General features: G+C 38.6%; 11 protein-coding genes, 2 tRNA genes and 6 rRNA genes. 16 read left to right on the top strand and 3 right to left on the bottom strand.

The window, feature by feature from the left end; genetic code table 11:
• Window positions 1-79: 79 nt before the first annotated feature.
• The 6 genes from istA (at window position 80) to rrf (KTC92_RS11970) (ending at window position 9,249) form a co-directional block, all read left to right on the top strand.
• Window positions 80-1,675 carry an IS21 family transposase gene (gene istA / locus KTC92_RS11995; RefSeq protein ID WP_220287875.1) on the top strand — a complete coding sequence of 532 codons (1,596 nt, stop codon included), beginning with the start codon at window positions 80-82 and terminating at the stop codon, window positions 1,673-1,675.
• Window positions 1,672-2,436, top strand: a complete 765-nt coding sequence (gene istB / locus KTC92_RS11990) for an IS21-like element helper ATPase IstB (RefSeq protein WP_258876041.1) — start codon at window positions 1,672-1,674, stop codon at window positions 2,434-2,436. The genes istA and istB overlap by 4 nt, the downstream gene beginning before the upstream one ends.
• An 85-nt stretch (window positions 2,437-2,521) precedes the next feature.
• On the top strand, window positions 2,522-3,403 hold the full coding sequence (locus KTC92_RS11985; RefSeq protein WP_258280595.1) for a serine hydrolase: 882 nt from the start codon (window positions 2,522-2,524) through the stop codon (window positions 3,401-3,403).
• An 877-nt stretch (window positions 3,404-4,280) separates the two neighbouring features.
• Window positions 4,281-5,798: ribosomal RNA gene (locus tag KTC92_RS11980) — 16S ribosomal RNA — on the top strand.
• A 292-nt stretch (window positions 5,799-6,090) separates the two neighbouring features.
• Window positions 6,091-9,016 (top strand): 23S ribosomal RNA (locus KTC92_RS11975).
• A gap of 116 nt (window positions 9,017-9,132) precedes the next feature.
• Window positions 9,133-9,249, top strand: a 5S ribosomal RNA gene (gene rrf / locus KTC92_RS11970).
• The 16S, 23S and 5S rRNA genes sit together here, the layout of an rRNA operon.
• A gap of 144 nt (window positions 9,250-9,393) precedes the next feature.
• On the opposite strand, the gene KTC92_RS11965 is transcribed toward rrf (KTC92_RS11970), so the two are convergent.
• Both KTC92_RS11965 and KTC92_RS11960 read right to left on the bottom strand, forming a co-directional pair.
• Entirely contained in the window at window positions 9,394-10,854 is a 1,461-nt protein-coding gene (locus KTC92_RS11965) for an IS1182 family transposase (RefSeq protein WP_220287894.1), read from the bottom strand.
• 198 nt (window positions 10,855-11,052) lie between these two features.
• The gene (locus KTC92_RS11960; RefSeq protein WP_220287896.1) at window positions 11,053-11,784 is read right to left on the bottom strand and encodes an NAD-dependent protein deacylase; all 732 of its coding nucleotides are present in this window, start codon (window positions 11,782-11,784) and stop codon (window positions 11,053-11,055) included.
• 549 nt (window positions 11,785-12,333) lie between these two features.
• Between KTC92_RS11960 and KTC92_RS11955 the strand changes: the two genes are divergently transcribed.
• From KTC92_RS11955 to KTC92_RS11930, 6 genes are all read left to right on the top strand, one after another.
• A 16S ribosomal RNA gene (locus KTC92_RS11955) occupies window positions 12,334-13,851 on the top strand.
• Window positions 13,852-14,143: 292 nt separating this feature from the next.
• A 23S ribosomal RNA gene (locus tag KTC92_RS11950) occupies window positions 14,144-17,069 on the top strand.
• A 116-nt stretch (window positions 17,070-17,185) separates the two neighbouring features.
• Window positions 17,186-17,302: ribosomal RNA gene (gene rrf, locus KTC92_RS11945) — 5S ribosomal RNA — on the top strand.
• A gap of 5 nt (window positions 17,303-17,307) precedes the next feature.
• Window positions 17,308-17,383 (top strand) — tRNA-Phe (locus KTC92_RS11940).
• A gap of 6 nt (window positions 17,384-17,389) precedes the next feature.
• A tRNA-Cys gene (locus KTC92_RS11935) sits at window positions 17,390-17,464 on the top strand.
• A 462-nt stretch (window positions 17,465-17,926) separates the two neighbouring features.
• Window positions 17,927-18,427, top strand: coding sequence for a hypothetical protein (locus tag KTC92_RS11930; RefSeq protein WP_165414588.1), 501 nt, complete (start codon window positions 17,927-17,929; stop codon window positions 18,425-18,427).
• 421 nt (window positions 18,428-18,848) lie between these two features.
• Here the strand turns inward: KTC92_RS11930 and KTC92_RS11925 are convergent, their stop codons facing one another.
• Window positions 18,849-19,994 (bottom strand): M20 family peptidase, encoded by a 1,146-nt coding sequence (locus KTC92_RS11925; RefSeq protein WP_216304504.1) that lies wholly within the window; start codon window positions 19,992-19,994, stop codon window positions 18,849-18,851.
• Window positions 19,995-20,254: 260 nt separating this feature from the next.
• On the opposite strand from KTC92_RS11925, the gene KTC92_RS11920 reads away from it, so the two are divergent.
• Genes KTC92_RS11920 through KTC92_RS11905 form a run of 4 tightly spaced genes read left to right on the top strand, consistent with a single transcriptional unit; the run spans window position 20,255 to window position 22,887 of the window.
• Complete coding sequence (locus tag KTC92_RS11920) at window positions 20,255-20,467, top strand: sigma factor G inhibitor Gin (RefSeq protein WP_165414586.1); 213 nt, start codon at window positions 20,255-20,257, stop codon at window positions 20,465-20,467.
• On the top strand, window positions 20,446-21,894 hold the full coding sequence (locus KTC92_RS11915; RefSeq protein WP_220286929.1) for an aminotransferase class I/II-fold pyridoxal phosphate-dependent enzyme: 1,449 nt from the start codon (window positions 20,446-20,448) through the stop codon (window positions 21,892-21,894). Before KTC92_RS11920 ends, KTC92_RS11915 begins: the two co-directional genes overlap by 22 nt.
• Window positions 21,895-21,921: 27 nt before the next feature.
• A complete protein-coding gene (gene tmk, locus KTC92_RS11910; RefSeq protein ID WP_165414584.1) occupies window positions 21,922-22,542 on the top strand; it encodes a dTMP kinase in 621 nt (206 codons plus the stop codon).
• A gap of 15 nt (window positions 22,543-22,557) precedes the next feature.
• On the top strand, window positions 22,558-22,887 hold the full coding sequence (locus tag KTC92_RS11905; RefSeq protein WP_165414583.1) for a cyclic-di-AMP receptor: 330 nt from the start codon (window positions 22,558-22,560) through the stop codon (window positions 22,885-22,887).
• Window positions 22,888-22,940 lie beyond the last annotated feature (53 nt).

Genomic DNA, 22,940 nt, shown 5'->3' with positions numbered 1-22,940 from the left:
CCCCACAATTCTAATTGAAATATCCCCCACCTTACAGTAAACTTTCTTATGAGAGGCATCATAAGAGGGGGAAATGGAGATGATTAAATTGAGTGAAAAACAACACATCATAATATCGGCACATCTAAACGGAAAGTCTCAAAGGTCCATAGCTAGAGAGACCGGAATTGATAGAAAAACCATTAGTAAATATGTTAAAGAATACGAAGTGGCAAGACAAGAAATTTTGAATTTTAATGGAGGAATTGATGATATAAGAGAACTTCAGGACAGTATTGTTGAGAAACCTAAATACAATTGCATAAATAGAAAAAAGAAAAAATTAACCGATGAAATTATAAATAAGATAAAGGGGTATATTGAAGAAAACCAGCAAAAACGGCATGCCGGGAGGCATAAGCAGCAAAAAAAGAAAATTGATATATATGAAGCGTTAAAAGAAGACGATTACGATATAAGTTATCCAACTGTGAGTAACTATATAAATAAATTACTTGAGAATGGAGCCGAGGCATTTATAAAATCAGAATATGAGCTTGGGGATATTTGTGAATTTGATTGGGGGGAAGTAAAGTTAACTATTAATGCTGTGGATAGAACATTTCAAATGGCTGTATTTACATCTGCAAAAGGGAATTATAGATATGCACAGTTATTTGCTAAACAAAATTCAGAGTGTTTTCAAGAAGCTCATGCTTTGTTTTTTGAACATATAGGACAAGTATATAGAACAATCGTTTATGATAACATGAGAGTTGCAGTTAAAAAATTTGTAGGACCTACTGAGAAAGAACCTACGGATGCATTGCTTAAAATGTCCATGTATTATGGCTTTGATTTTAGGTTTTGCAATACTCGAGCTGGAAATGAAAAAGGTCATGTCGAGCGAAGTGTAGAGGTAGTACGACGTAAGTCTTTTAGTAAAAATGATAGTTTTAAATCATTAGAAGAAGCTAATAAATATCTGATGGAAACATGCGATAAATTGAATAGCCAACCACATAAAATAAAAAATATGAAGACTGCAAAAGAAATTCTTAATGAGGAAAGACAACATATGGGGCATTATATTGCAAAACTTGACACTGCTAGGATAGAAGAACCTAGAGTGGATAAATATTCGACATTCTCAGTGAATACCTGTCGGTATTCTGTACCTGATATATATGTTGGAAAAAGAATATTCATAAAAGTATATTCCAATGACATTGTTTGCTTTAGTGAGGGTAAAAAAATAGCTTCCCATGAAAGGAAGTTAGGATTTTATGAATGGTCTATTAAGCTTGAACATTATCTTAATACCTTTAAAAGAAAGCCAGGATCATTAGCTTCAAGCACTGCAATGCTACAAGCAGACCCTAGGATTCAAAACATCTATGATACCTATTATAACAAAAAAGAGAAAGATTTTATAGAATTACTTTTATTTATAGGTAAAAGTAATATCTCTAAGGTCCTAAATGCAATAAATTTATTAAATAAAATAAATCCTACGGATATAACAACCGAAAAAATAAAGTCTATTTGTAATAGAGATTATACTAATTTTATCGAAAATAATGTTATCCAACTAAATTCAACTGTTGAATTTGAACCTAACGGTTTACTAGATGTGTATAAATCTTTAATACCAATATCAACGGAAGATTTTAATAATGAGGTGGCTATAATATGATAAATAAGAAGAAATTATATAAAGATATTGAAGAATTAGCAATAGATCTTAAACTTGCAGGTATAAAAAACAACTTTGAGGTGGGTGCGAAAGATGCTTGCATTAATGACATAAGCTATGAAGAATTTCTTTACAAATTATTGGAAAAAGAATCTGTTTTAAGAAGTGAAAGTAGTAAACAAAATAGAATTAGAATAGCAAAGTTTCCTTATAAAAAATATATCGAAGATCTTGTAGTTGAAGATTTACCAGTTGATGCTAAAAAGAAATTAAAGACGTTAAGTTCACTTGAATTTATTAGTACAGGACAAAATGTAATTTTAGCTGGAAATCCTGGGACAGGCAAGACCCACATGAGTATTGGCCTTGGAATAAAAGCTTGTTTAGCTGGCTATAAAGTTCTTTTTATTACGGTATCATCGCTTATCACCCAATTAAAAGAAAGTCGTTCTCAGAAAGTATTAAGAGCATTTGAAAATAAATTTGATAAATATGATTTAATTATTGCTGATGAATTGGGATATATTTCTTATGATAAAGAAGGTTCAGAACTTTTATTTAGTCACTTATCATTAAGAGCAGGTAGAAAATCAACTATAGTAACCACAAATTTATCCTTTGAAAGGTGGAATGAGATATTTAAAGACCCTATTATGACCGCTGCAATGATCGATAGACTTACGCATAAGGCATATATAGTAAATATGAATGGTAACTCCTACAGATTAAAGGAAACTAAAGAATGGCTCGCAAAACAATAATAAAATTTCCCTTCACTATATAATTAATTTGGAGGGAATATTATTTTTTTTTACAATTTTTGGTGGAGGAGTTTTGGGTTAGAATATGGGGGAGTTTTCACTTGACAAATACAGTTATAGAAGAGGAGATACAGTTCATGTTGCTTCGGTAACAAAAAGTGTATTATCTGCACTGATAGGAATTGCTATTGATAAAGGATTTATAGAGAGTGTAAACCAAAAGGTGCTGGATTTCTTTCCAGAGTATGATAGCACACTCGTAGATAGTAAAAAGCAAGAAATAACGATAAAACATCTTATTACAATGACAGCACCATATATTTATAAGCGAGAACCTTTTAAAGAATTATGTAGTAGTTCAGATTGGGCAAAATATGCGCTTGATTTATTAGGCGGAAAAGATGAGTGCGGTACATTCAAGTATTCTACAGCCGGAGCGCATTTATTATCTGTAATACTTACAAAAGCAACCGGAAAGACAGCAAGAGAATTTGCAAATGAATATTTATTTGAACCAATTGGAATGAAACAACCGCCAAATTATGAAATGACTACTGCTACCTATATGGATTTTATTAAGGGTAAGAATGTTTGTGGATGGGTATCTGATCCTAAGGGGAACAGTACCGGTGGTTGGGGAGTTACTTTATCAGCAGTTGATATGGCTCGATTTGGACAACTCTATTTGAATTATGGAAATTGGAATGATAAACAGATAATTTCAAGAGAATGGATTGGGGAATCTCTACAGGATAATTCAAATCATTATGGATATCTTTGGTGGCTATTTAAAGAAGATGAATTTGCGTATTGTGCTATTGGGGATGGAGGTAACGTGATTTGTTGCTTACCAGAAAGAAATATGGTAGTTGCTATTGCTTCTAAATTTATGATGCTACCAAAAGATAGAATGAAATTAATAAAAAATTATCTGCTGCCATTATTAGATAAAGAAAAAAGTATATAAGTATAATCTCCACGTCAAATTCCAATTTGTAGAGTTAATGTAACATAAGTTTAGATTCAGTTCTGTCGTATCTTTCTTATTTTATGTCATTCCATACCAGCCATAAAATAGTAGTCTGTTTTTGATTTATAGTTCATCAAAAATGGAGAGTAATATCTTGTAGCTGTTTTTTCACGAATCGTTTCAATACCCCATATATTTAGTCTATCAGAGTTTTGGAAGTCGAAATGGACTTACTTGTTTTGGAAAAGTTGGAATACTCGGAGTATTGATTGAGAAGCTATTTACTTTTATAAGTGGAATAGTTATTATGAAGAATCATGTAAATATATTAACATGACTATTAGTAGCAACGAATTTTGGTAATCTGTACAAAGGTCTTATAATATTAAACAGAGTATCTAGATTATTAGTATAAATGATACTTACCCATGTGTATCAGGATGCGGAATATTGAATTATTTAGACTTATATGTAGAAATATGAATATAATCTAGCTAGAGTACCTATGTTGTGAAATTATACTCTTATTTATATGATAGAATACTCCTTGTCGTCACAAACGAGTGCACGATAAACTAAGTGTTGATAACTATTTAATATGTTTTCAAATGAAAATAAGTTTTAAAAAGTTGTTGACAAAACAAGAAATACCTAGTAATATAGTAGAAGTCGTCACATGATGACAAAGTAAATTGGTCTTTGAAAATTAAACAGAGAAATAGGTAAAGATAGCGAAATAATATTTCGCTAAACCAGTTAATTACTTTAGTATAAAGTAAAATTTAGTCGTAAGACTAAAAGTATGTAATGAGCTTGCGTAACAACTTAACAGTTGTCGCAGATTAATCATTTCAACTAAAAAAGTGTAAACTTTTAAATTGAGAGTTTGATCCTGGCTCAGGACGAACGCTGGCGGCGTGCCTAACACATGCAAGTCGAGCGATGAAACCTTTCGGGGTGGATTAGCGGCGGACGGGTGAGTAACACGTGGGTAACCTGCCTCAAAGAGGGGAATAGCCTCCCGAAAGGGAGATTAATACCGCATAATATGTTTTGGTCGCATGATCGAAACATCAAAGGATTTTTCTTCGGAAAATTCCACTTTGAGATGGACCCGCGGCGCATTAGCTAGTTGGTGAGGTAACGGCTCACCAAGGCGACGATGCGTAGCCGACCTGAGAGGGTGATCGGCCACATTGGAACTGAGACACGGTCCAGACTCCTACGGGAGGCAGCAGTGGGGAATATTGCGCAATGGGGGAAACCCTGACGCAGCAACGCCGCGTGAATGATGAAGGCCTTCGGGTTGTAAAGTTCTGTCTTCTGGGACGATAATGACGGTACCAGAGGAGGAAGCCACGGCTAACTACGTGCCAGCAGCCGCGGTAATACGTAGGTGGCAAGCGTTGTCCGGATTTACTGGGCGTAAAGGATGCGTAGGCGGACATTTAAGTCAGATGTGAAATACCCGAGCTTAACTTGGGTGCTGCATTTGAAACTGGGTGTCTAGAGTGCAGGAGAGGTAAGTGGAATTCCTAGTGTAGCGGTGAAATGCGTAGAGATTAGGAAGAACACCAGTGGCGAAGGCGACTTACTGGACTGTAACTGACGCTGAGGCATGAAAGCGTGGGGAGCAAACAGGATTAGATACCCTGGTAGTCCACGCCGTAAACGATGAATACTAGGTGTCGGGGGTCGAACCTCGGTGCCGCCGTTAACACATTAAGTATTCCGCCTGGGGAGTACGATCGCAAGATTAAAACTCAAAGGAATTGACGGGGGCCCGCACAAGCAGCGGAGCATGTGGTTTAATTCGAAGCAACGCGAAGAACCTTACCTAGACTTGACATCCCCTGCATAACCCAGAGATGGGCGAAGTCCTTCGGGACAGGGTGACAGGTGGTGCATGGTTGTCGTCAGCTCGTGTCGTGAGATGTTGGGTTAAGTCCCGCAACGAGCGCAACCCTTATCATTAGTTGCTACCATTAAGTTGAGCACTCTAGTGAGACTGCCCGGGTTAACCGGGAGGAAGGTGGGGATGACGTCAAATCATCATGCCCCTTATGTCTAGGGCTACACACGTGCTACAATGGTGAGTACAAAGAGATGCAAGACCGCAAGGTGGAGCCAAACTCAAAAACTCATCCCAGTTCGGATTGTAGGCTGCAACTCGCCTACATGAAGCCGGAGTTGCTAGTAATCGCGAATCAGCATGTCGCGGTGAATACGTTCCCGGGCCTTGTACACACCGCCCGTCACACCATGAGAGTTGGTAACACCCGAAGTCCGTGAGGTAACCGTAAGGAGCCAGCGGCCGAAGGTGGGATTGATGATTGGGGTGAAGTCGTAACAAGGTAGCCGTAGGAGAACCTGCGGCTGGATCACCTCCTTTCTAGGGAGTAGATGTATTGACTTCGGTCGATGCAATAGAAGAATATTAATTTGTTCTTCAAAAATATCTATTGTAATTAATCGTACCTAGTTCTCTGTTTAATTTTGAGAGACTAATTTTATCTAACTCTTAGGAGTTAGATAATGAATAGTTTTTCTTAAAATGTTCTTTGAAAATTGCACAGTGAAAAAAGTTGTTTTAAAAAAATTAAAACTACGCAAGTAGTTTATAAATTGATTTAATACAATTTCGCAAAATTAATATAACCGTCTATGTAAATAGACAGAATCAAGGTCAAGCTACAAAGGGCGCATGGCGAATGCCTTGGCACTAGGAGCCGAAGAAGGACGCGTTAAGCTGCGATAAGCTTTGGGTAGGCGCAAATAGCCTGTGATCCAAAGATTTCCGAATGGGGGAACCCACATAGTAACAACTATGTACTGCATACTGAATAAATAGGTATGCAGAGGTAGACCCGGGGAACTGAAACATCTAAGTACCCGGAGGAAGAGAAAGAAACATCGATTTCCTAAGTAGCGGCGAGCGAAAGGGAAAGAGCCCAAACCCAGGTCTTTGATCTGGGGGTTGAGGATAGATCATAAATACTGCAATTCCTTAATTGAAGATAGCTGGAAAGCTGCTCCGCAGAAGGTAATAGGCCTGTAAATGAAAAGGAAAAACAGTCAGATCTAATCCAGAGTACCACGAGACACGTGAAACCTTGTGGGAAGCTGGGAGGACCACCTCCCAAGGCTAAATACTACCTAGTGACCGATAGTGAAGAAGTACCGTGAGGGAAAGGTGAAAAGAACCCCGGAAGGGGAGTGAAATAGAACCTGAAACCGTGTGCCTACAACCGGTCGAAGCACTTTATATGTGTGACGGCGTGCTTTTTGTAGAACGAGCCAACGAGTTACGATATGTAGCAAGGTTAAGTACTTAAGGTACGGAGCCGAAGGGAAACCAAGTCTGAATAGGGCGCATAGTTGCATGTCGTAGACCCGAAACCGGGTGACCTATCCATGGCCAGGATGAAGCGGAAGTAAAATTCCGTGGAGGTCCGAACCACGTTGGTGTTGAAAAACCATGGGATGAGCTGTGGATAGCGGAGAAATTCCAATCGAACTCGGAGATAGCTGGTTCTCCTCGAAATAGCTTTAGGGCTAGCGTCGATTAATTGAGTAATGGAGGTAGAGCACTGAATGGGCTAGGGGCTGACAACAGTTACTGAACCCTATCAAACTCCGAATGCCATATACTTTTATTTCGGCAGTCAGACTGCGAATGATAAGATCCGTAGTCAAAAGGGAAACAGCCCAGACCATCAGCTAAGGTCCCAAAGTGTAAGTTAAGTGGAAAAGGATGTGGGATTTCTAAGACAACTAGGATGTTGGCTCAGAAGCAGCCACTCATTTAAAGAGTGCGTAATAGCTCACTAGTCAAGAGATCCTGCGCCGAAGATGTCCGGGGCTAAAACTTACCACCGAAGCTATGGGTGTACACAATTGTGTACGCGGTAGAGGAGCTTTCTGTACTGGCTGAAGTCATACCGTAAGGAGTGGTGGACGGTACAGAAGTGAGAATGTTGGCATGAGTAGCGAGAGTTAAGTGAGAATCTTAACGGTCGAAAACCTAAGGTTTCCTGAGGAAGGCTCGTCCTCTCAGGGTTAGTCGGGACCTAAGCCGAGGCCGAAAGGCGTAGGTGATGGACAATCGGTTGATATTCCGATACCACCAATGGACGTTATTAGAAATGGGATGACGCAGGAGGATAAGATGTGCACACTATTGGATGTGTGTCTAAGCATTTAGGCGGAGCAGACAGGCAAATCCGTTTGCTCTTAACGCTGAGATGTGATGGGGAAGGGAATTTATTCCTGAAGTATCTGATTCCACGCTGCCAAGAAAAGTCTCTATCGAGGATATTGGTGCCCGTACCGCAAACCGACACAGGTAGGTGAGGAGAGAATCCTAAGACCATCGGAAGAATTGTTGTTAAGGAACTCGGCAAATTGACCCCGTAACTTCGGGAGAAGGGGTGCCTACGTAAGTAGGTCGCAGAGAATAGGCCCAAGCAACTGTTTAGCAAAAACACAGGTCTCTGCTAAAGCGAAAGCTGATGTATAGGGGCTGACGCCTGCCCGGTGCTGGAAGGTTAAGGGGATTACTTAGCGCAAGCGAAGGTATGAACTTAAGCCCCAGTAAACGGCGGCCGTAACTATAACGGTCCTAAGGTAGCGAAATTCCTTGTCGGGTAAGTTCCGACCCGCACGAATGGCGTAATGATTTGGGCACTGTCTCAACAACACATCCGGCGAAATTGTAGTGCAAGTGAAGATGCTTGCTACCCGCGATTGGACGGAAAGACCCCGTAGAGCTTTACTGTAGCTTAGCATTGAATTTCGGTATTGTCTGTACAGGATAGGTGGGAGACTGAGAAACATGGGCGTCAGCCTGTGTGGAGTCATCCTTGGGATACCACCCTGACAGTACTGAGGTTCTAACTGGAGGCCATGAATCTGGTCACAGGACATTGTTAGGTGGGCAGTTTGACTGGGGCGGTCGCCTCCAAAAAAGTAACGGAGGCGCCCAAAGGTTCCCTCAGCGCGGTTGGAAATCGCGCGAAGAGTGCAAAGGCAGAAGGGAGCCTGACTGCGACACTTACAAGTGGAGCAGGGACGAAAGTCGGGCTTAGTGATCCGGTGGTACCTCGTGGGAGGGCCATCGCTCAACGGATAAAAGCTACCTCGGGGATAACAGGCTGATCTCCCCCAAGAGTCCACATCGACGGGGAGGTTTGGCACCTCGATGTCGGCTCGTCGCATCCTGGGGCTGAAGTAGGTCCCAAGGGTTGGGCTGTTCGCCCATTAAAGCGGCACGCGAGCTGGGTTCAGAACGTCGTGAGACAGTTCGGTCCCTATCCGTCGCGGGCGTAGGAAATTTGAAGGGAGCTGTCCTTAGTACGAGAGGACCGGGATGGACAAACCTCTGGTGCACCAGTTGTCACGCCAGTGGCATCGCTGGGTAGCTATGTTTGGAAGGGATAAACGCTGAAAGCATCTAAGCGTGAAGCCCACCCTGAGATGAGATTTCCCATAACTCGCACGTAAGTGCGGTGTTAGTAAGACTCCTGGAAGACCACCAGGTTGATAGGTTAGAGGTGTAAGCATGGTAACATGTTCAGCTGACTAATACTAATAAGTCGAGGGCTTGACCTAAATATATAATTAAAAGTAATGCGATATACTTCTTTCGTAAGAAAGAAGCGAGGCTTTGAGCGTGAGCGAAAAGACTAATTCACTGTGCAATTTTCAGAGAATATTTATATTCTCAATCTGGTGATTATGGCATGAAGGTAACACCCGTTCCCATACCGAACACGAAGGTTAAGCTTCAATGCGCCGATGGTACTGCAGGGGTGACCTTGTGGAAGAGTAGGTTGTCGCCAGGTAAGAAAAAACCGCTAAGTTATACGAGGCCGCTGAAAAAAGCACTCTTTATTTAGTAGAGTTTTCAAGCTTGAATAGAAAAAGCATGAGATATCCATATTTGGGATATCTCATGCTTTTTATTTTATAATTAAGTTTTAAAAGCCCTATTTCATGCTTTTCAACTTAATTATTCTCTTTAGATTCACAGTGAAGATTGATAATGCACCTTGCATTTGCATGCTAATTAAGCCTGACGATATTGCTACATCATAGCTATGTTGGTGCTTAAGTTCACTGTTTTTAGCCTCTATCATATAACGTTCCCTAGCTCGTTTTTTAAAATATTCACTTTTTTCGAACTCTATTTGATCTTTGTGAGTATTTGACTTTATTGAAACTGAATAAGTTTTAGATTTAGCGCCTTCTTTATAACACCCATCTTTATGAACACAATTTTTACACTTTTCTACATTAAAATAGTAGGTTAGCACTTGATTTTTACCAACATTCTTCTTTCCCTGTTTTGCTTTTTTAATAGCCATATGACCTGCCGGACATACAAATAAACCAGCATCTTTATTAAACTCAAATTCATCTTCTTTTTTTCGCATTCCTTGTGAAATTACAGGATTTAGTCTTGAAATTAATGCAATTTTATTTTCTTTTGTATATTCTAGGTTTTTCTTTTCAGAATAAGCTGTATCTCCAATTACTTCATTTACATCTATACCAGCCTCACGGCTTTTTTCTATTAAGGTTATGAGCTCCTTTCCATCACTTTTTTCGCCAGTTGTAATAACAGCTGCTGTAATTAAACGTTCTTCACTCATAGCAAGGTGTGATTTATATCCAAAAAAAGAACTATCCTCAGTTTTATGCCCCACTTTTGCATCCTCATCTTTTGATATTTTTAGATTTTCTAAGTCATCATTAATAGCTTCCATTAAGTAGTTTAATTTAGTTTTCACAGCTGGATTTGCTGCAGTTTCTGGCTTCTCGTTTATGGTATCAATTAATAATTTGCAGTACTCAAGAATATCTTCAAGTACTCCAGTTGTAACTTTATTAGGTAACTCTTCTTTAATACCAGGATGTACTCCGTACAATGTTTTTCTTAAGTTTTTTGCACGTTTCAATAATTCCTCGCTTGCTGACTTTTGGTTATAACGTGACTTGGTATGCGTAGCATCAACTATTATTGCTTTACTTTTTAAAACTCCCTCTTTTATAGCAAGTTCTACAGTCTTGTTTATTAATAAATCCAATAAATTCATGTCTTTAAGGCGAAGCTTTCTAAATTTAGTTAGTGTACTTGAGTTTATTAAATTTGTTTCTTCTGGGGCTAAATTTAGAAAATATTTAAAGGACATGTCATAAAGAGTTCTTTCAACAACATCTTCATCAGACAATTCATATATTACTTTCAAAAGTAAATATTTAAATAGCATTATGGGGTTAATAGCACCTCTACCCATAGATGAACTATAGTTAATCATCAATTCGTCATAAACAAATGAAAAGTCAACAAGGTCATTAATTTGCTTTAAAATGTTATCTTTCGGAATAATTAACGAATATAAGCTATGGTATGTATTTATTTTTATTTCCAATTGTCCTTTTAGCATAATAGTTTAGCCCCTTTTATTTTATTCTACTATACTAATTCGACATATCTTTTAAAATTCCTTTTTGTTTTTTAGTCTTTTATATAAAAAAATCGCCATCTTTAATTAGATGACGATTTTTCATATAGTTTTTCAGTGGCCTCAGTTATACTTAGCGGTTTTTATTTGGTTAAAAAACTGAATTTATATTCGACTAAATTAAAATTTACATACTGTACTTAAAACTTTACCTATGCTATCATGAATTACTAAATTTGCTTGTTTGTCGTAAGGGGTAGAAGACTTGTTAATAAGAATTAAATTATTTCCTCTGAAATATTTTATAAGATTTGCAGCGGGATATACCACAAGAGAAGTGCCACCCACAATCAGTGTATCAGCAATACTTATCGATTTAATAGAGCTGTTTAAGACAGACATATCTAAACTTTCATCATAAAGAACTACATCTGGTTTAATAATACCACCACAGACATTACAGTTAGGAACTATGGTTTTACTATTTAACACATAATCTAAGTTAAAAAATTTATTGCATTTCATACAGTAATTTTTATGTATAGATCCATGAAGTTCGTATACAGTTTTGGATCTTGCCATTTGATGCAAACCATCAATATTTTGAGTGATTATAGCTTTTAATTTATTCTTTTCTTCTAGGGTAGATAATGCAATATGCGCATCATTGGGAATTGCATCTTCAAAAATCATGTTGGATTTATAAAATTTAAAAAAGTCCTCGGTATGATTTATAAAAAAAGAATGACTTAAAATAACTTCAGGAGGAAATTTCAAATCAGTTTCTATATTATATAGACCCTTTGCAGAACGGAAATCAGGAATACAACTTTCTGTAGATACGCCTGCACCTCCAAAAAAAACTATACTAGCAGTGTTTTTTATAATTGTTTTTAATAATCTATAGCACATAAGCTCAACTCCTTAACTATAGTATAACAGTCTAAAAAAGTTAGTTGTTGTTAATAAGAAAATAAAATATAATAGGAACTTCAAAATCTACAAATATAGTTAAAAAACTATATACTTATCCTAGTGTATCAATATGTGATATTATTAGAATTAATAGTGAATAGTGGAGAGAAATGAGAATAAATTGAATATATGAGCCATAATTCAAATATACGATTATTTTGTTGTGTTAAAATAATTCTTGTCGTCGAAAGAAAGTGATGATGTCGGGTTTGAGGATGTTAACATATAAAAAAGTGTTGACAAAATTAAAACTAAACAGTAAAATAGTAGAAGTCGTCACATGACGGTAGATACGAATAACAAATTGGTCTTTGAAAATTAAACAGAGAAATAGGTAAAGATAGCGAAATAATATTTCGTTAAACCAGTTAATTACTTTAGTATAAAGTAAAATTTAGTCGTAAGACTAAAAGTATGTAATGAGCTTGCGTAACAACTTAACAGTTGTCGCAGATTAATCATTTCAACTAAAAAAGTGTAAACTTTTAAATTGAGAGTTTGATCCTGGCTCAGGACGAACGCTGGCGGCGTGCCTAACACATGCAAGTCGAGCGATGAAACCTTTCGGGGTGGATTAGCGGCGGACGGGTGAGTAACACGTGGGTAACCTGCCTCAAAGAGGGGAATAGCCTCCCGAAAGGGAGATTAATACCGCATAATATGTTTTGGTCGCATGATCGAAACATCAAAGGATTTTTCTTCGGAAAATTCCACTTTGAGATGGACCCGCGGCGCATTAGCTAGTTGGTGAGGTAACGGCTCACCAAGGCGACGATGCGTAGCCGACCTGAGAGGGTGATCGGCCACATTGGAACTGAGACACGGTCCAGACTCCTACGGGAGGCAGCAGTGGGGAATATTGCGCAATGGGGGAAACCCTGACGCAGCAACGCCGCGTGAATGATGAAGGCCTTCGGGTTGTAAAGTTCTGTCTTCTGGGACGATAATGACGGTACCAGAGGAGGAAGCCACGGCTAACTACGTGCCAGCAGCCGCGGTAATACGTAGGTGGCAAGCGTTGTCCGGATTTACTGGGCGTAAAGGATGCGTAGGCGGACATTTAAGTCAGATGTGAAATACCCGAGCTTAACTTGGGTGCTGCATTTGAAACTGGGTGTCTAGAGTGCAGGAGAGGTAAGTGGAATTCCTAGTGTAGCGGTGAAATGCGTAGAGATTAGGAAGAACACCAGTGGCGAAGGCGACTTACTGGACTGTAACTGACGCTGAGGCATGAAAGCGTGGGGAGCAAACAGGATTAGATACCCTGGTAGTCCACGCCGTAAACGATGAATACTAGGTGTCGGGGGTCGAACCTCGGTGCCGCCGTTAACACATTAAGTATTCCGCCTGGGGAGTACGATCGCAAGATTAAAACTCAAAGGAATTGACGGGGGCCCGCACAAGCAGCGGAGCATGTGGTTTAATTCGAAGCAACGCGAAGAACCTTACCTAGACTTGACATCCCCTGCATAACCCAGAGATGGGCGAAGTCCTTCGGGACAGGGTGACAGGTGGTGCATGGTTGTCGTCAGCTCGTGTCGTGAGATGTTGGGTTAAGTCCCGCAACGAGCGCAACCCTTATCATTAGTTGCTACCATTAAGTTGAGCACTCTAGTGAGACTGCCCGGGTTAACCGGGAGGAAGGTGGGGATGACGTCAAATCATCATGCCCCTTATGTCTAGGGCTACACACGTGCTACAATGGTGAGTACAAAGAGATGCAAGACCGCAAGGTGGAGCCAAACTCAAAAACTCATCCCAGTTCGGATTGTAGGCTGCAACTCGCCTACATGAAGCCGGAGTTGCTAGTAATCGCGAATCAGCATGTCGCGGTGAATACGTTCCCGGGCCTTGTACACACCGCCCGTCACACCATGAGAGTTGGTAACACCCGAAGTCCGTGAGGTAACCGTAAGGAGCCAGCGGCCGAAGGTGGGATTGATGATTGGGGTGAAGTCGTAACAAGGTAGCCGTAGGAGAACCTGCGGCTGGATCACCTCCTTTCTAGGGAGTAGATGTATTGACTTCGGTCGATGCAATAGAAGAATATTAATTTGTTCTTCAAAAATATCTATTGTAATTAATCGTACCTAGTTCTCTGTTTAATTTTGAGAGACTAATTTTATCTAACTCTTAGGAGTTAGATAATGAATAGTTTTTCTTAAAATGTTCTTTGAAAATTGCACAGTGAAAAAAGTTGTTTTAAAAAAATTAAAACTACGCAAGTAGTTTATAAATTAATTTAATACAATTTCGCAAAATTAATATAACCGTCTATGTAAATAGACAGAATCAAGGTCAAGCTACAAAGGGCGCATGGCGAATGCCTTGGCACTAGGAGCCGAAGAAGGACGCGTTAAGCTGCGATAAGCTTTGGGTAGGCGCAAATAGCCTGTGATCCAAAGATTTCCGAATGGGGGAACCCACATAGTAACAACTATGTACTGCATACTGAATAAATAGGTATGCAGAGGTAGACCCGGGGAACTGAAACATCTAAGTACCCGGAGGAAGAGAAAGAAACATCGATTTCCTAAGTAGCGGCGAGCGAAAGGGAAAGAGCCCAAACCCAGGTCTTTGATCTGGGGGTTGAGGATAGATCATAAATACTGCAATTCCTTAATTGAAGATAGCTGGAAAGCTGCTCCGCAGAAGGTAATAGGCCTGTAAATGAAAAGGAAAAACAGTCAGATCTAATCCAGAGTACCACGAGACACGTGAAACCTTGTGGGAAGCTGGGAGGACCACCTCCCAAGGCTAAATACTACCTAGTGACCGATAGTGAAGAAGTACCGTGAGGGAAAGGTGAAAAGAACCCCGGAAGGGGAGTGAAATAGAACCTGAAACCGTGTGCCTACAACCGGTCGAAGCACTTTATATGTGTGACGGCGTGCTTTTTGTAGAACGAGCCAACGAGTTACGATATGTAGCAAGGTTAAGTACTTAAGGTACGGAGCCGAAGGGAAACCAAGTCTGAATAGGGCGCATAGTTGCATGTCGTAGACCCGAAACCGGGTGACCTATCCATGGCCAGGATGAAGCGGAAGTAAAATTCCGTGGAGGTCCGAACCACGTTGGTGTTGAAAAACCATGGGATGAGCTGTGGATAGCGGAGAAATTCCAATCGAACTCGGAGATAGCTGGTTCTCCTCGAAATAGCTTTAGGGCTAGCGTCGATTAATTGAGTAATGGAGGTAGAGCACTGAATGGGCTAGGGGCTGACAACAGTTACTGAACCCTATCAAACTCCGAATGCCATATACTTTTATTTCGGCAGTCAGACTGCGAATGATAAGATCCGTAGTCAAAAGGGAAACAGCCCAGACCATCAGCTAAGGTCCCAAAGTGTAAGTTAAGTGGAAAAGGATGTGGGATTTCTAAGACAACTAGGATGTTGGCTCAGAAGCAGCCACTCATTTAAAGAGTGCGTAATAGCTCACTAGTCAAGAGATCCTGCGCCGAAGATGTCCGGGGCTAAAACTTACCACCGAAGCTATGGGTGTACACAATTGTGTACGCGGTAGAGGAGCTTTCTGTACTGGCTGAAGTCATACCGTAAGGAGTGGTGGACGGTACAGAAGTGAGAATGTTGGCATGAGTAGCGAGAGTTAAGTGAGAATCTTAACGGTCGAAAACCTAAGGTTTCCTGAGGAAGGCTCGTCCTCTCAGGGTTAGTCGGGACCTAAGCCGAGGCCGAAAGGCGTAGGTGATGGACAATCGGTTGATATTCCGATACCACCAATGGACGTTATTAGAAATGGGATGACGCAGGAGGATAAGATGTGCACACTATTGGATGTGTGTCTAAGCATTTAGGCGGAGCAGACAGGCAAATCCGTTTGCTCTTAACGCTGAGATGTGATGGGGAAGGGAATTTATTCCTGAAGTATCTGATTCCACGCTGCCAAGAAAAGTCTCTATCGAGGATATTGGTGCCCGTACCGCAAACCGACACAGGTAGGTGAGGAGAGAATCCTAAGACCATCGGAAGAATTGTTGTTAAGGAACTCGGCAAATTGACCCCGTAACTTCGGGAGAAGGGGTGCCTACGTAAGTAGGTCGCAGAGAATAGGCCCAAGCAACTGTTTAGCAAAAACACAGGTCTCTGCTAAAGCGAAAGCTGATGTATAGGGGCTGACGCCTGCCCGGTGCTGGAAGGTTAAGGGGATTACTTAGCGCAAGCGAAGGTATGAACTTAAGCCCCAGTAAACGGCGGCCGTAACTATAACGGTCCTAAGGTAGCGAAATTCCTTGTCGGGTAAGTTCCGACCCGCACGAATGGCGTAATGATTTGGGCACTGTCTCAACAACACATCCGGCGAAATTGTAGTGCAAGTGAAGATGCTTGCTACCCGCGATTGGACGGAAAGACCCCGTAGAGCTTTACTGTAGCTTAGCATTGAATTTCGGTATTGTCTGTACAGGATAGGTGGGAGACTGAGAAACATGGGCGTCAGCCTGTGTGGAGTCATCCTTGGGATACCACCCTGACAGTACTGAGGTTCTAACTGGAGGCCATGAATCTGGTCACAGGACATTGTTAGGTGGGCAGTTTGACTGGGGCGGTCGCCTCCAAAAAAGTAACGGAGGCGCCCAAAGGTTCCCTCAGCGCGGTTGGAAATCGCGCGAAGAGTGCAAAGGCAGAAGGGAGCCTGACTGCGACACTTACAAGTGGAGCAGGGACGAAAGTCGGGCTTAGTGATCCGGTGGTACCTCGTGGGAGGGCCATCGCTCAACGGATAAAAGCTACCTCGGGGATAACAGGCTGATCTCCCCCAAGAGTCCACATCGACGGGGAGGTTTGGCACCTCGATGTCGGCTCGTCGCATCCTGGGGCTGAAGTAGGTCCCAAGGGTTGGGCTGTTCGCCCATTAAAGCGGCACGCGAGCTGGGTTCAGAACGTCGTGAGACAGTTCGGTCCCTATCCGTCGCGGGCGTAGGAAATTTGAAGGGAGCTGTCCTTAGTACGAGAGGACCGGGATGGACAAACCTCTGGTGCACCAGTTGTCACGCCAGTGGCATCGCTGGGTAGCTATGTTTGGAAGGGATAAACGCTGAAAGCATCTAAGCGTGAAGCCCACCCTGAGATGAGATTTCCCATAACTCGCACGTAAGTGCGGTGTTAGTAAGACTCCTGGAAGACCACCAGGTTGATAGGTTAGAGGTGTAAGCATGGTAACATGTTCAGCTGACTAATACTAATAAGTCGAGGGCTTGACCTAAATATATAATTAAAAGTAATGCGATATACTTCTTTCGTAAGAAAGAAGCGAGGCTTTGAGCGTGAGCGAAAAGACTAATTCACTGTGCAATTTTCAGAGAATATTTATATTCTCAATCTGGTGATTATGGCATGAAGGTAACACCCGTTCCCATACCGAACACGAAGGTTAAGCTTCAATGCGCCGATGGTACTGCAGGGGTGACCTTGTGGAAGAGTAGGTTGTCGCCAGGTAATGTGGCTGGATAGCTCAGTCGGTAGAGCAGAGGACTGAAAATCCTCGTGTCCCTGGTTCGATTCCTGGTCTAGCCACCAAGTTATGGCGCTATAGCCAAGCGGTAAGGTCAAGGTCTGCAAAACCTTTATTCCCCGGTTCAAATCCGGGTGGCGCCTCCAAAACACTTTGTAAATATTACAAAGTGTTTTTTTTGTGGTGTGCCCAGCAGGCTTGTGGAGCCAATAGGCTGAGAAGGGTCTATCTAACCTAACTAACGGAGGGTTGTACAATAAATATTTGAACCTAATTACACGATGTCTACCTACTTCATTATTTGTTATAGTAAATGGTAAAGTTTTGCTTATTTTAGATATGCTCAGTTAATTTTTTAGTGGATATAAATAAATAAAATATCTATAACTTTTATTTAAATTAAGAAATATAGCGAAAAAGCTAGAAATACCTATATTGATACATATGGATTAGTATAAATAACATATATGGGCATATATTATGGTATACGCACTATAGGGAGCTTAGTACAAGTAGATTAATATATGAAATGCTAGTATAATCACATATGTTGGTCACAAAACTATTTATATCTAGTATTTTTAATTGATTTAGGGGGTCTGGCTTTTATGTATAAAGAGATGGTTCAAAGAAAAAAGTTTCCAGCTATAGTATTGTTATTTATTACATTAATTGTATTTATATGCTTATCAGACGTATTCACTAAAGTAAGTATAGGCAGAATAAATATTAAGACGTTTGTAACTATGTTCTTTAATACACTAATGATTGCTCTTTGCTATATGGAGTTTTCAAAATGTAAGGTTAAGTATAAGTATTCAATCGTAGCAGATCAATTCATTATCCATAAGATAAAAGGTGAAGAGGTTAAAATACTAGAAGATATTAAATTAAAGGATATAGATTATATTGGTAAATATAAAAACTACAGTGCAGGTGTTCATATTAGTAGCAGTAAAAAGTATATTTGTTCTACGTTTATTGGGAGTAAGTTTTGTTGTATATATAAAGTAGGAGATAACTTTAAAAAATTTTATTTTGAGCCTAGTGATGGGTTTATGAATAAAATTAAATTACTAAAAGAAAAAGCATATTTTAAAAATAAATAATAGATATATATAAGAAGTATAATTGAGTTATGATTATACTTCTTTTTTATATGTGCCAGGCAGGGAATTAACTAGGTTGTGAAAGTCCACTGTGTGGGTCTGTAGTTGCCGATCACTAGCTGAAGGAGGCCCTAGGTAGGGTTCCAACCTAAGGAATACGAATATTTAATGGATAATACTGTATTATTTGTAGAAAAAGAAACTATTTATTAAAGTAAAGGGTGAGAAAACAAAGGTAGACCGAGTATGGAAATTAAGTTTCTTGAGCTTTCATTTTATAGGTCCAAAGATTAAGTTAGGGTGTAGAATACATCCAAAATCTATTGCCAAGATGAGAAAGGGCTATTGGAGAATCTCCAACAGCCCAATTATGAGTCGCTCATTAACAAATGATACTTTAAAGAAACGTTTTAATTGCATATTATTTTAATTCAAGTCCAATTTCTTTTAATAACTCTTCTTTCTCAATAATATCGAGGCCTGTTAAGGCAAGAGCTTCTGCAGCTTTTATCATATTATTTTTACAAAAATCTGTTTGAGTTTCTAGAGCAAATGCAGGTGAGGGGCAACTCAACGAGGAATCTTCTGTAATAGATATGGATGGATATATGCATGGAGTAATATGACTTATAGAACCTATTCCCAGACCATATAGAGTATTTTTACAACAAGCAATATCGATGATGCCGCATTCTTTTAAGTTGTGTGTAAATATTCTTGATAAAGATTTATTTGTCAAAAGCTCTTGTGAAGGCAATTCAAATATGCTTATTTCTCCGGTTATATTCATTATTTGAGATAGTGATTGAATAAAGGTTACAATAGTTTTTTCTAGAGATTTAGCTTCTTTTAGGCTAGGAGCTTTTAAATAAAATTTGGCCTCTGATTCAGAAAATTCATTAATGCGCGAAGAGGCATTTTCTATAGAAATGCTATCAATAAAATACCTGTTGTGCAATCCTTTTAATAATTGACTTAATGTATTAAGTATAAATAAATAGGAATCCAAAGATGAAAGGTTACTAAGAGCTTCATTGTTATTATTAATAGTTTGGGTACATTTAAGTTTAAGTGGAATTGTAGCCATGGAGGTGCCGCTTTCCGCATTGCTTGTATCACAGTGAGGAGCAATAATAACATCCATATCATCAAAACATTTTTCCTTTGCTAAAGCTAATTCTGCGCCGTTTGTGTACTCGCCTGGGCATCCTAATAGAAGTACACTTCCACCGCTTTTAGATATTACTTTTGATAATCCTAATGCTGCCGCAATAGAAATGCTAGCATTCACGTTATTACCAAAAATGTGACCTACATTTTCAGTAGACGTGTATTTGCATATATAGCATATCTTAGGGTGGCCATTTCCATATTGAGCATAAAAAGAAGTAGGAATATTACAATAATTTTCTTGTATTTCAAAACCATGAGCTTTTAACATATTTATTATGTAAGAATAACCTTTATACTCTTTATAACTCGTTTCTGGATTAGTATAAAGATAATTAGATAAATTGTGGATATCTTCTTTTATACTGCTTATATAACTTATAATTTCTTGTTTCATAGCCTTCGCTCCTTTCAAAATGTTCATACCTATTAACACATTTAGTATAACCAAAGGTACATAAATATATTGATAATAATAAATAATATTTTATAAGTTTAAATAATAATTTTATATAGCTATTTATGGCATAAAATGTAGATAAATATATTTTAAATTATTAAGTGGACAAAATAAGAAACCGTACTTAGTTGAATAAAATATAGTATAAGAGGCTATACTGTAGGTAATTTTTAATTAGCAAGTTTAAGGGGGAAATTATGAAAAAAGAAAAATGTATTATATGTAGAAAGCCTCTAAATGATGGTATAATAATAAATGGAAGAGGGATTTGCAATAATTGCGAAGGAAGAATTATAGAATCAAAGGCTAATACTGATTTTTATGAATATTACAAGAACTGTATAAGAAAGACTTTGGTGCAGTTTATACCAAGAGGAGTGACTAAGGATTGTCAAGATTACCACTTGTAGATGGAGTGTTAAAATATATAAAAGAAAAAAATGTTTCCTTTTGTATGCCAGGGCATAAGGGAGGGCTTGGTTTTTTTAAAACGATAAGAGGCAAGGAGCTTTACGAAAATTTTATAAAGGGAGATATTACTGAGGTCGATGGACTAGATAATCTCCACCATGCAGAAGGAATAATTAAAGAGTCTCAACAGTTATTGAGTGAATACTATGGAAGTATTAAATCTTATTTTCTAGTGAATGGTAGTACTAGTGGGAACTTAGCTATGATTTTTTCATCCTTCAATGAGGGTGACAAAATCATTGTAGAGAGAAATTGTCATCGCTCGATATTTAATGCCATTATTATGAGAAAACTAAAGCCAGTATATATTAAAAATGAAATTCATCCAAAATATGATGTTCCTTTTCCTTTAGATAAGGAGCATTTTTCCACTTTAATTAATGAAAATAAAGATGCTAAAGGGATTATTGTTACCTACCCTAATTATTATGGTATATGCTTTGATTTATCATACATTACTCAAATTGCTAGAAAATATAATATTAAGGTATTAGTAGATGCCGCTCATGGTGCGCATTTTGGTGCCAATAAGTTATTACCCGAAAACCCTTTGAAAATGGGAGTTAATATGGTAGTTATGAGTGCGCATAAAACTCTACCTAGCCTAACGCAAACAGCTTTTTTACATGTAGGAAAAGGCACGGATATCAGTAAGGTAGATTTCTATGCAAGTGCCTTTTTAAGTACAAGTCCATCTTATATGCTTTTATGTTCTATGGATTATGCAAGATTTTATCTTCAAGAGTGTGGTGAAAATGATTATGAAGAGTTAATTAAAATATGTAAATTTAATAGAGAGAGAATCAATAGATTAGGCAAATTTCACATTATAGGTGAGGAAGATTTATTAGTTGTATCAGAGAATTCCACTAAATATGATAATAAGTATACTATGGATTTAACTAGATATATATTAAATGTACCTAAGGGGTATAGTGGACATAAGTTATTAGAATATTTAAGAATAAACAATATTCAAGCTGAAATGAGTGATAGTAGAAATGTAGTTTTAATATTTTCACCCTTTAATAATCAGCAGGATTTTGAAGTGTTATACATAGCCCTGAAAAACTGTGATATGAACAATTTAAAGGGGAAATATGTAGAATTAATAGATTATGGTATGCCAATGCCAATTATGTACCCATATGAAGTAATGGATAGAGAAAAAACTATGGTAGAGTTAAAAAATTCACAGGGGAAAATAAGTGCAGTAGCAATAGTTCCATATCCACCAGGAATACCTATTGTAATGCCTGGAGAAAGACTAGATGAGGATACTATAGCTGTTATAGAATATTACTTGCAATGCAATGTAACAGTACTTGGAATTAATGATGGGAAAGTAGCAACAGTAGAAAAATAGACTATTAATATTGGTGGAGGGGATTGAATGGAAAGAGGGCGTCTAATAGCACTAGAAGGCCCAGATGGTTCAGGGAAAACTACTCAAATACAATTACTAGAAAAGCATCTAAAAGAATTGGGATTTGAAGTAGTAAGAACTAGGGAACCGGGTGGCACAGAAATTAGTGAGAAAATCAGAGAAATAATATTGGATAATGATAATTGTAATATGAGTTATATGTGCGAGGCATTACTCTATGCTGCGTCTAGGGCTCAACTAGTTAGCGAGGTTATAAAGCCAGCCTTAGACATGGGTAAGATAGTTATATGCGACCGTTTTGTATATTCTTCAATGGTGTATCAAGGCATTGGCCGCGGACTCGGATTGGAAAGAATAAAGAGCATGAATGAAGCCGCTTTAGATGGATTAGAAGCAGATTTAATATTTATGATTACTATCCCATATGAAGAAGGATTAAATCGAAAAAAAATGCAAAAGACTTTAGATCGTTTAGAAAATGGCGGGAATGAATTTCATAAAAAAGTTTTTGAAGGTTACTTAGAAATTTGTAGGAAATATGGTAAAATAGAAGTAATAGATGGTAATAGGAATGTAGATGAAATACATAAAGATATAATAAACAGAATAAAAAAAATAAAATTATAAAAAGGGTGGGGTTAAATGAAATTAGTTATTGCAATAGTACAAGATGATGATGCAAATGATTTAATTAAGGAAATAACAGACAAGGGTTTTAGGGTTACAAAATTAGCTACAACCGGAGGGTTTTTGAAATCAGGCAATACAACATTACTAATGGGTGTTGATAAAGAAAAGGTAGATGAAGTTTTAGCCATTATCGAGGAAGTATGTAAGGAAAGAAAGCAAATAATATCATCACCTTCACCTGTAGCTGGTTCTACTGGAGTATATATGCCATTTCCTATTGAAGTGGAGGTAGGTGGAGCAAATGTATTTGTAGTTGACGTAGACAAGTACATAAAGGTATAACTAATTAGAAGCAAGTATATATAAATCTATACTTGCTTCTATGTATGGAGGAT

The organism is Clostridium sp. CM027 (assembly GCF_024730565.1).
GTDB lineage: Bacteria > Bacillota > Clostridia > Clostridiales > Clostridiaceae > Clostridium_AD > Clostridium_AD estertheticum_B.
The sequence above is the reverse complement of the archived record's forward strand: the minus strand, read 5'-3'. Positions and strand labels throughout refer to the sequence as shown.

What these genes read in the sequence shown, in the direction of transcription:
- KTC92_RS11965 (WP_220287894.1), bottom strand. Translation starts at nt 10,854, where the DNA reads ATGCTAAAAGGACAATTGGAAATAAAAATAAATACATACCATAGCTTA.
- KTC92_RS11960 (WP_220287896.1), bottom strand. Translation starts at nt 11,784, where the DNA reads ATGTGCTATAGATTATTAAAAACAATTATAAAAAACACTGCTAGTATA.
- KTC92_RS11930 (WP_165414588.1), top strand. Translation starts at nt 17,927, where the DNA reads ATGTATAAAGAGATGGTTCAAAGAAAAAAGTTTCCAGCTATAGTATTG.
- KTC92_RS11985 (WP_258280595.1), top strand. Translation starts at nt 2,522, where the DNA reads ATGGGGGAGTTTTCACTTGACAAATACAGTTATAGAAGAGGAGATACA.
- istA (WP_220287875.1), top strand. Translation starts at nt 80, where the DNA reads ATGATTAAATTGAGTGAAAAACAACACATCATAATATCGGCACATCTA.
- tmk (WP_165414584.1), top strand. Translation starts at nt 21,922, where the DNA reads ATGGAAAGAGGGCGTCTAATAGCACTAGAAGGCCCAGATGGTTCAGGG.
- KTC92_RS11905 (WP_165414583.1), top strand. Translation starts at nt 22,558, where the DNA reads ATGAAATTAGTTATTGCAATAGTACAAGATGATGATGCAAATGATTTA.
- istB (WP_258876041.1), top strand. Translation starts at nt 1,672, where the DNA reads ATGATAAATAAGAAGAAATTATATAAAGATATTGAAGAATTAGCAATA.
- KTC92_RS11925 (WP_216304504.1), bottom strand. Translation starts at nt 19,994, where the DNA reads ATGAAACAAGAAATTATAAGTTATATAAGCAGTATAAAAGAAGATATC.
- KTC92_RS11920 (WP_165414586.1), top strand. Translation starts at nt 20,255, where the DNA reads ATGAAAAAAGAAAAATGTATTATATGTAGAAAGCCTCTAAATGATGGT.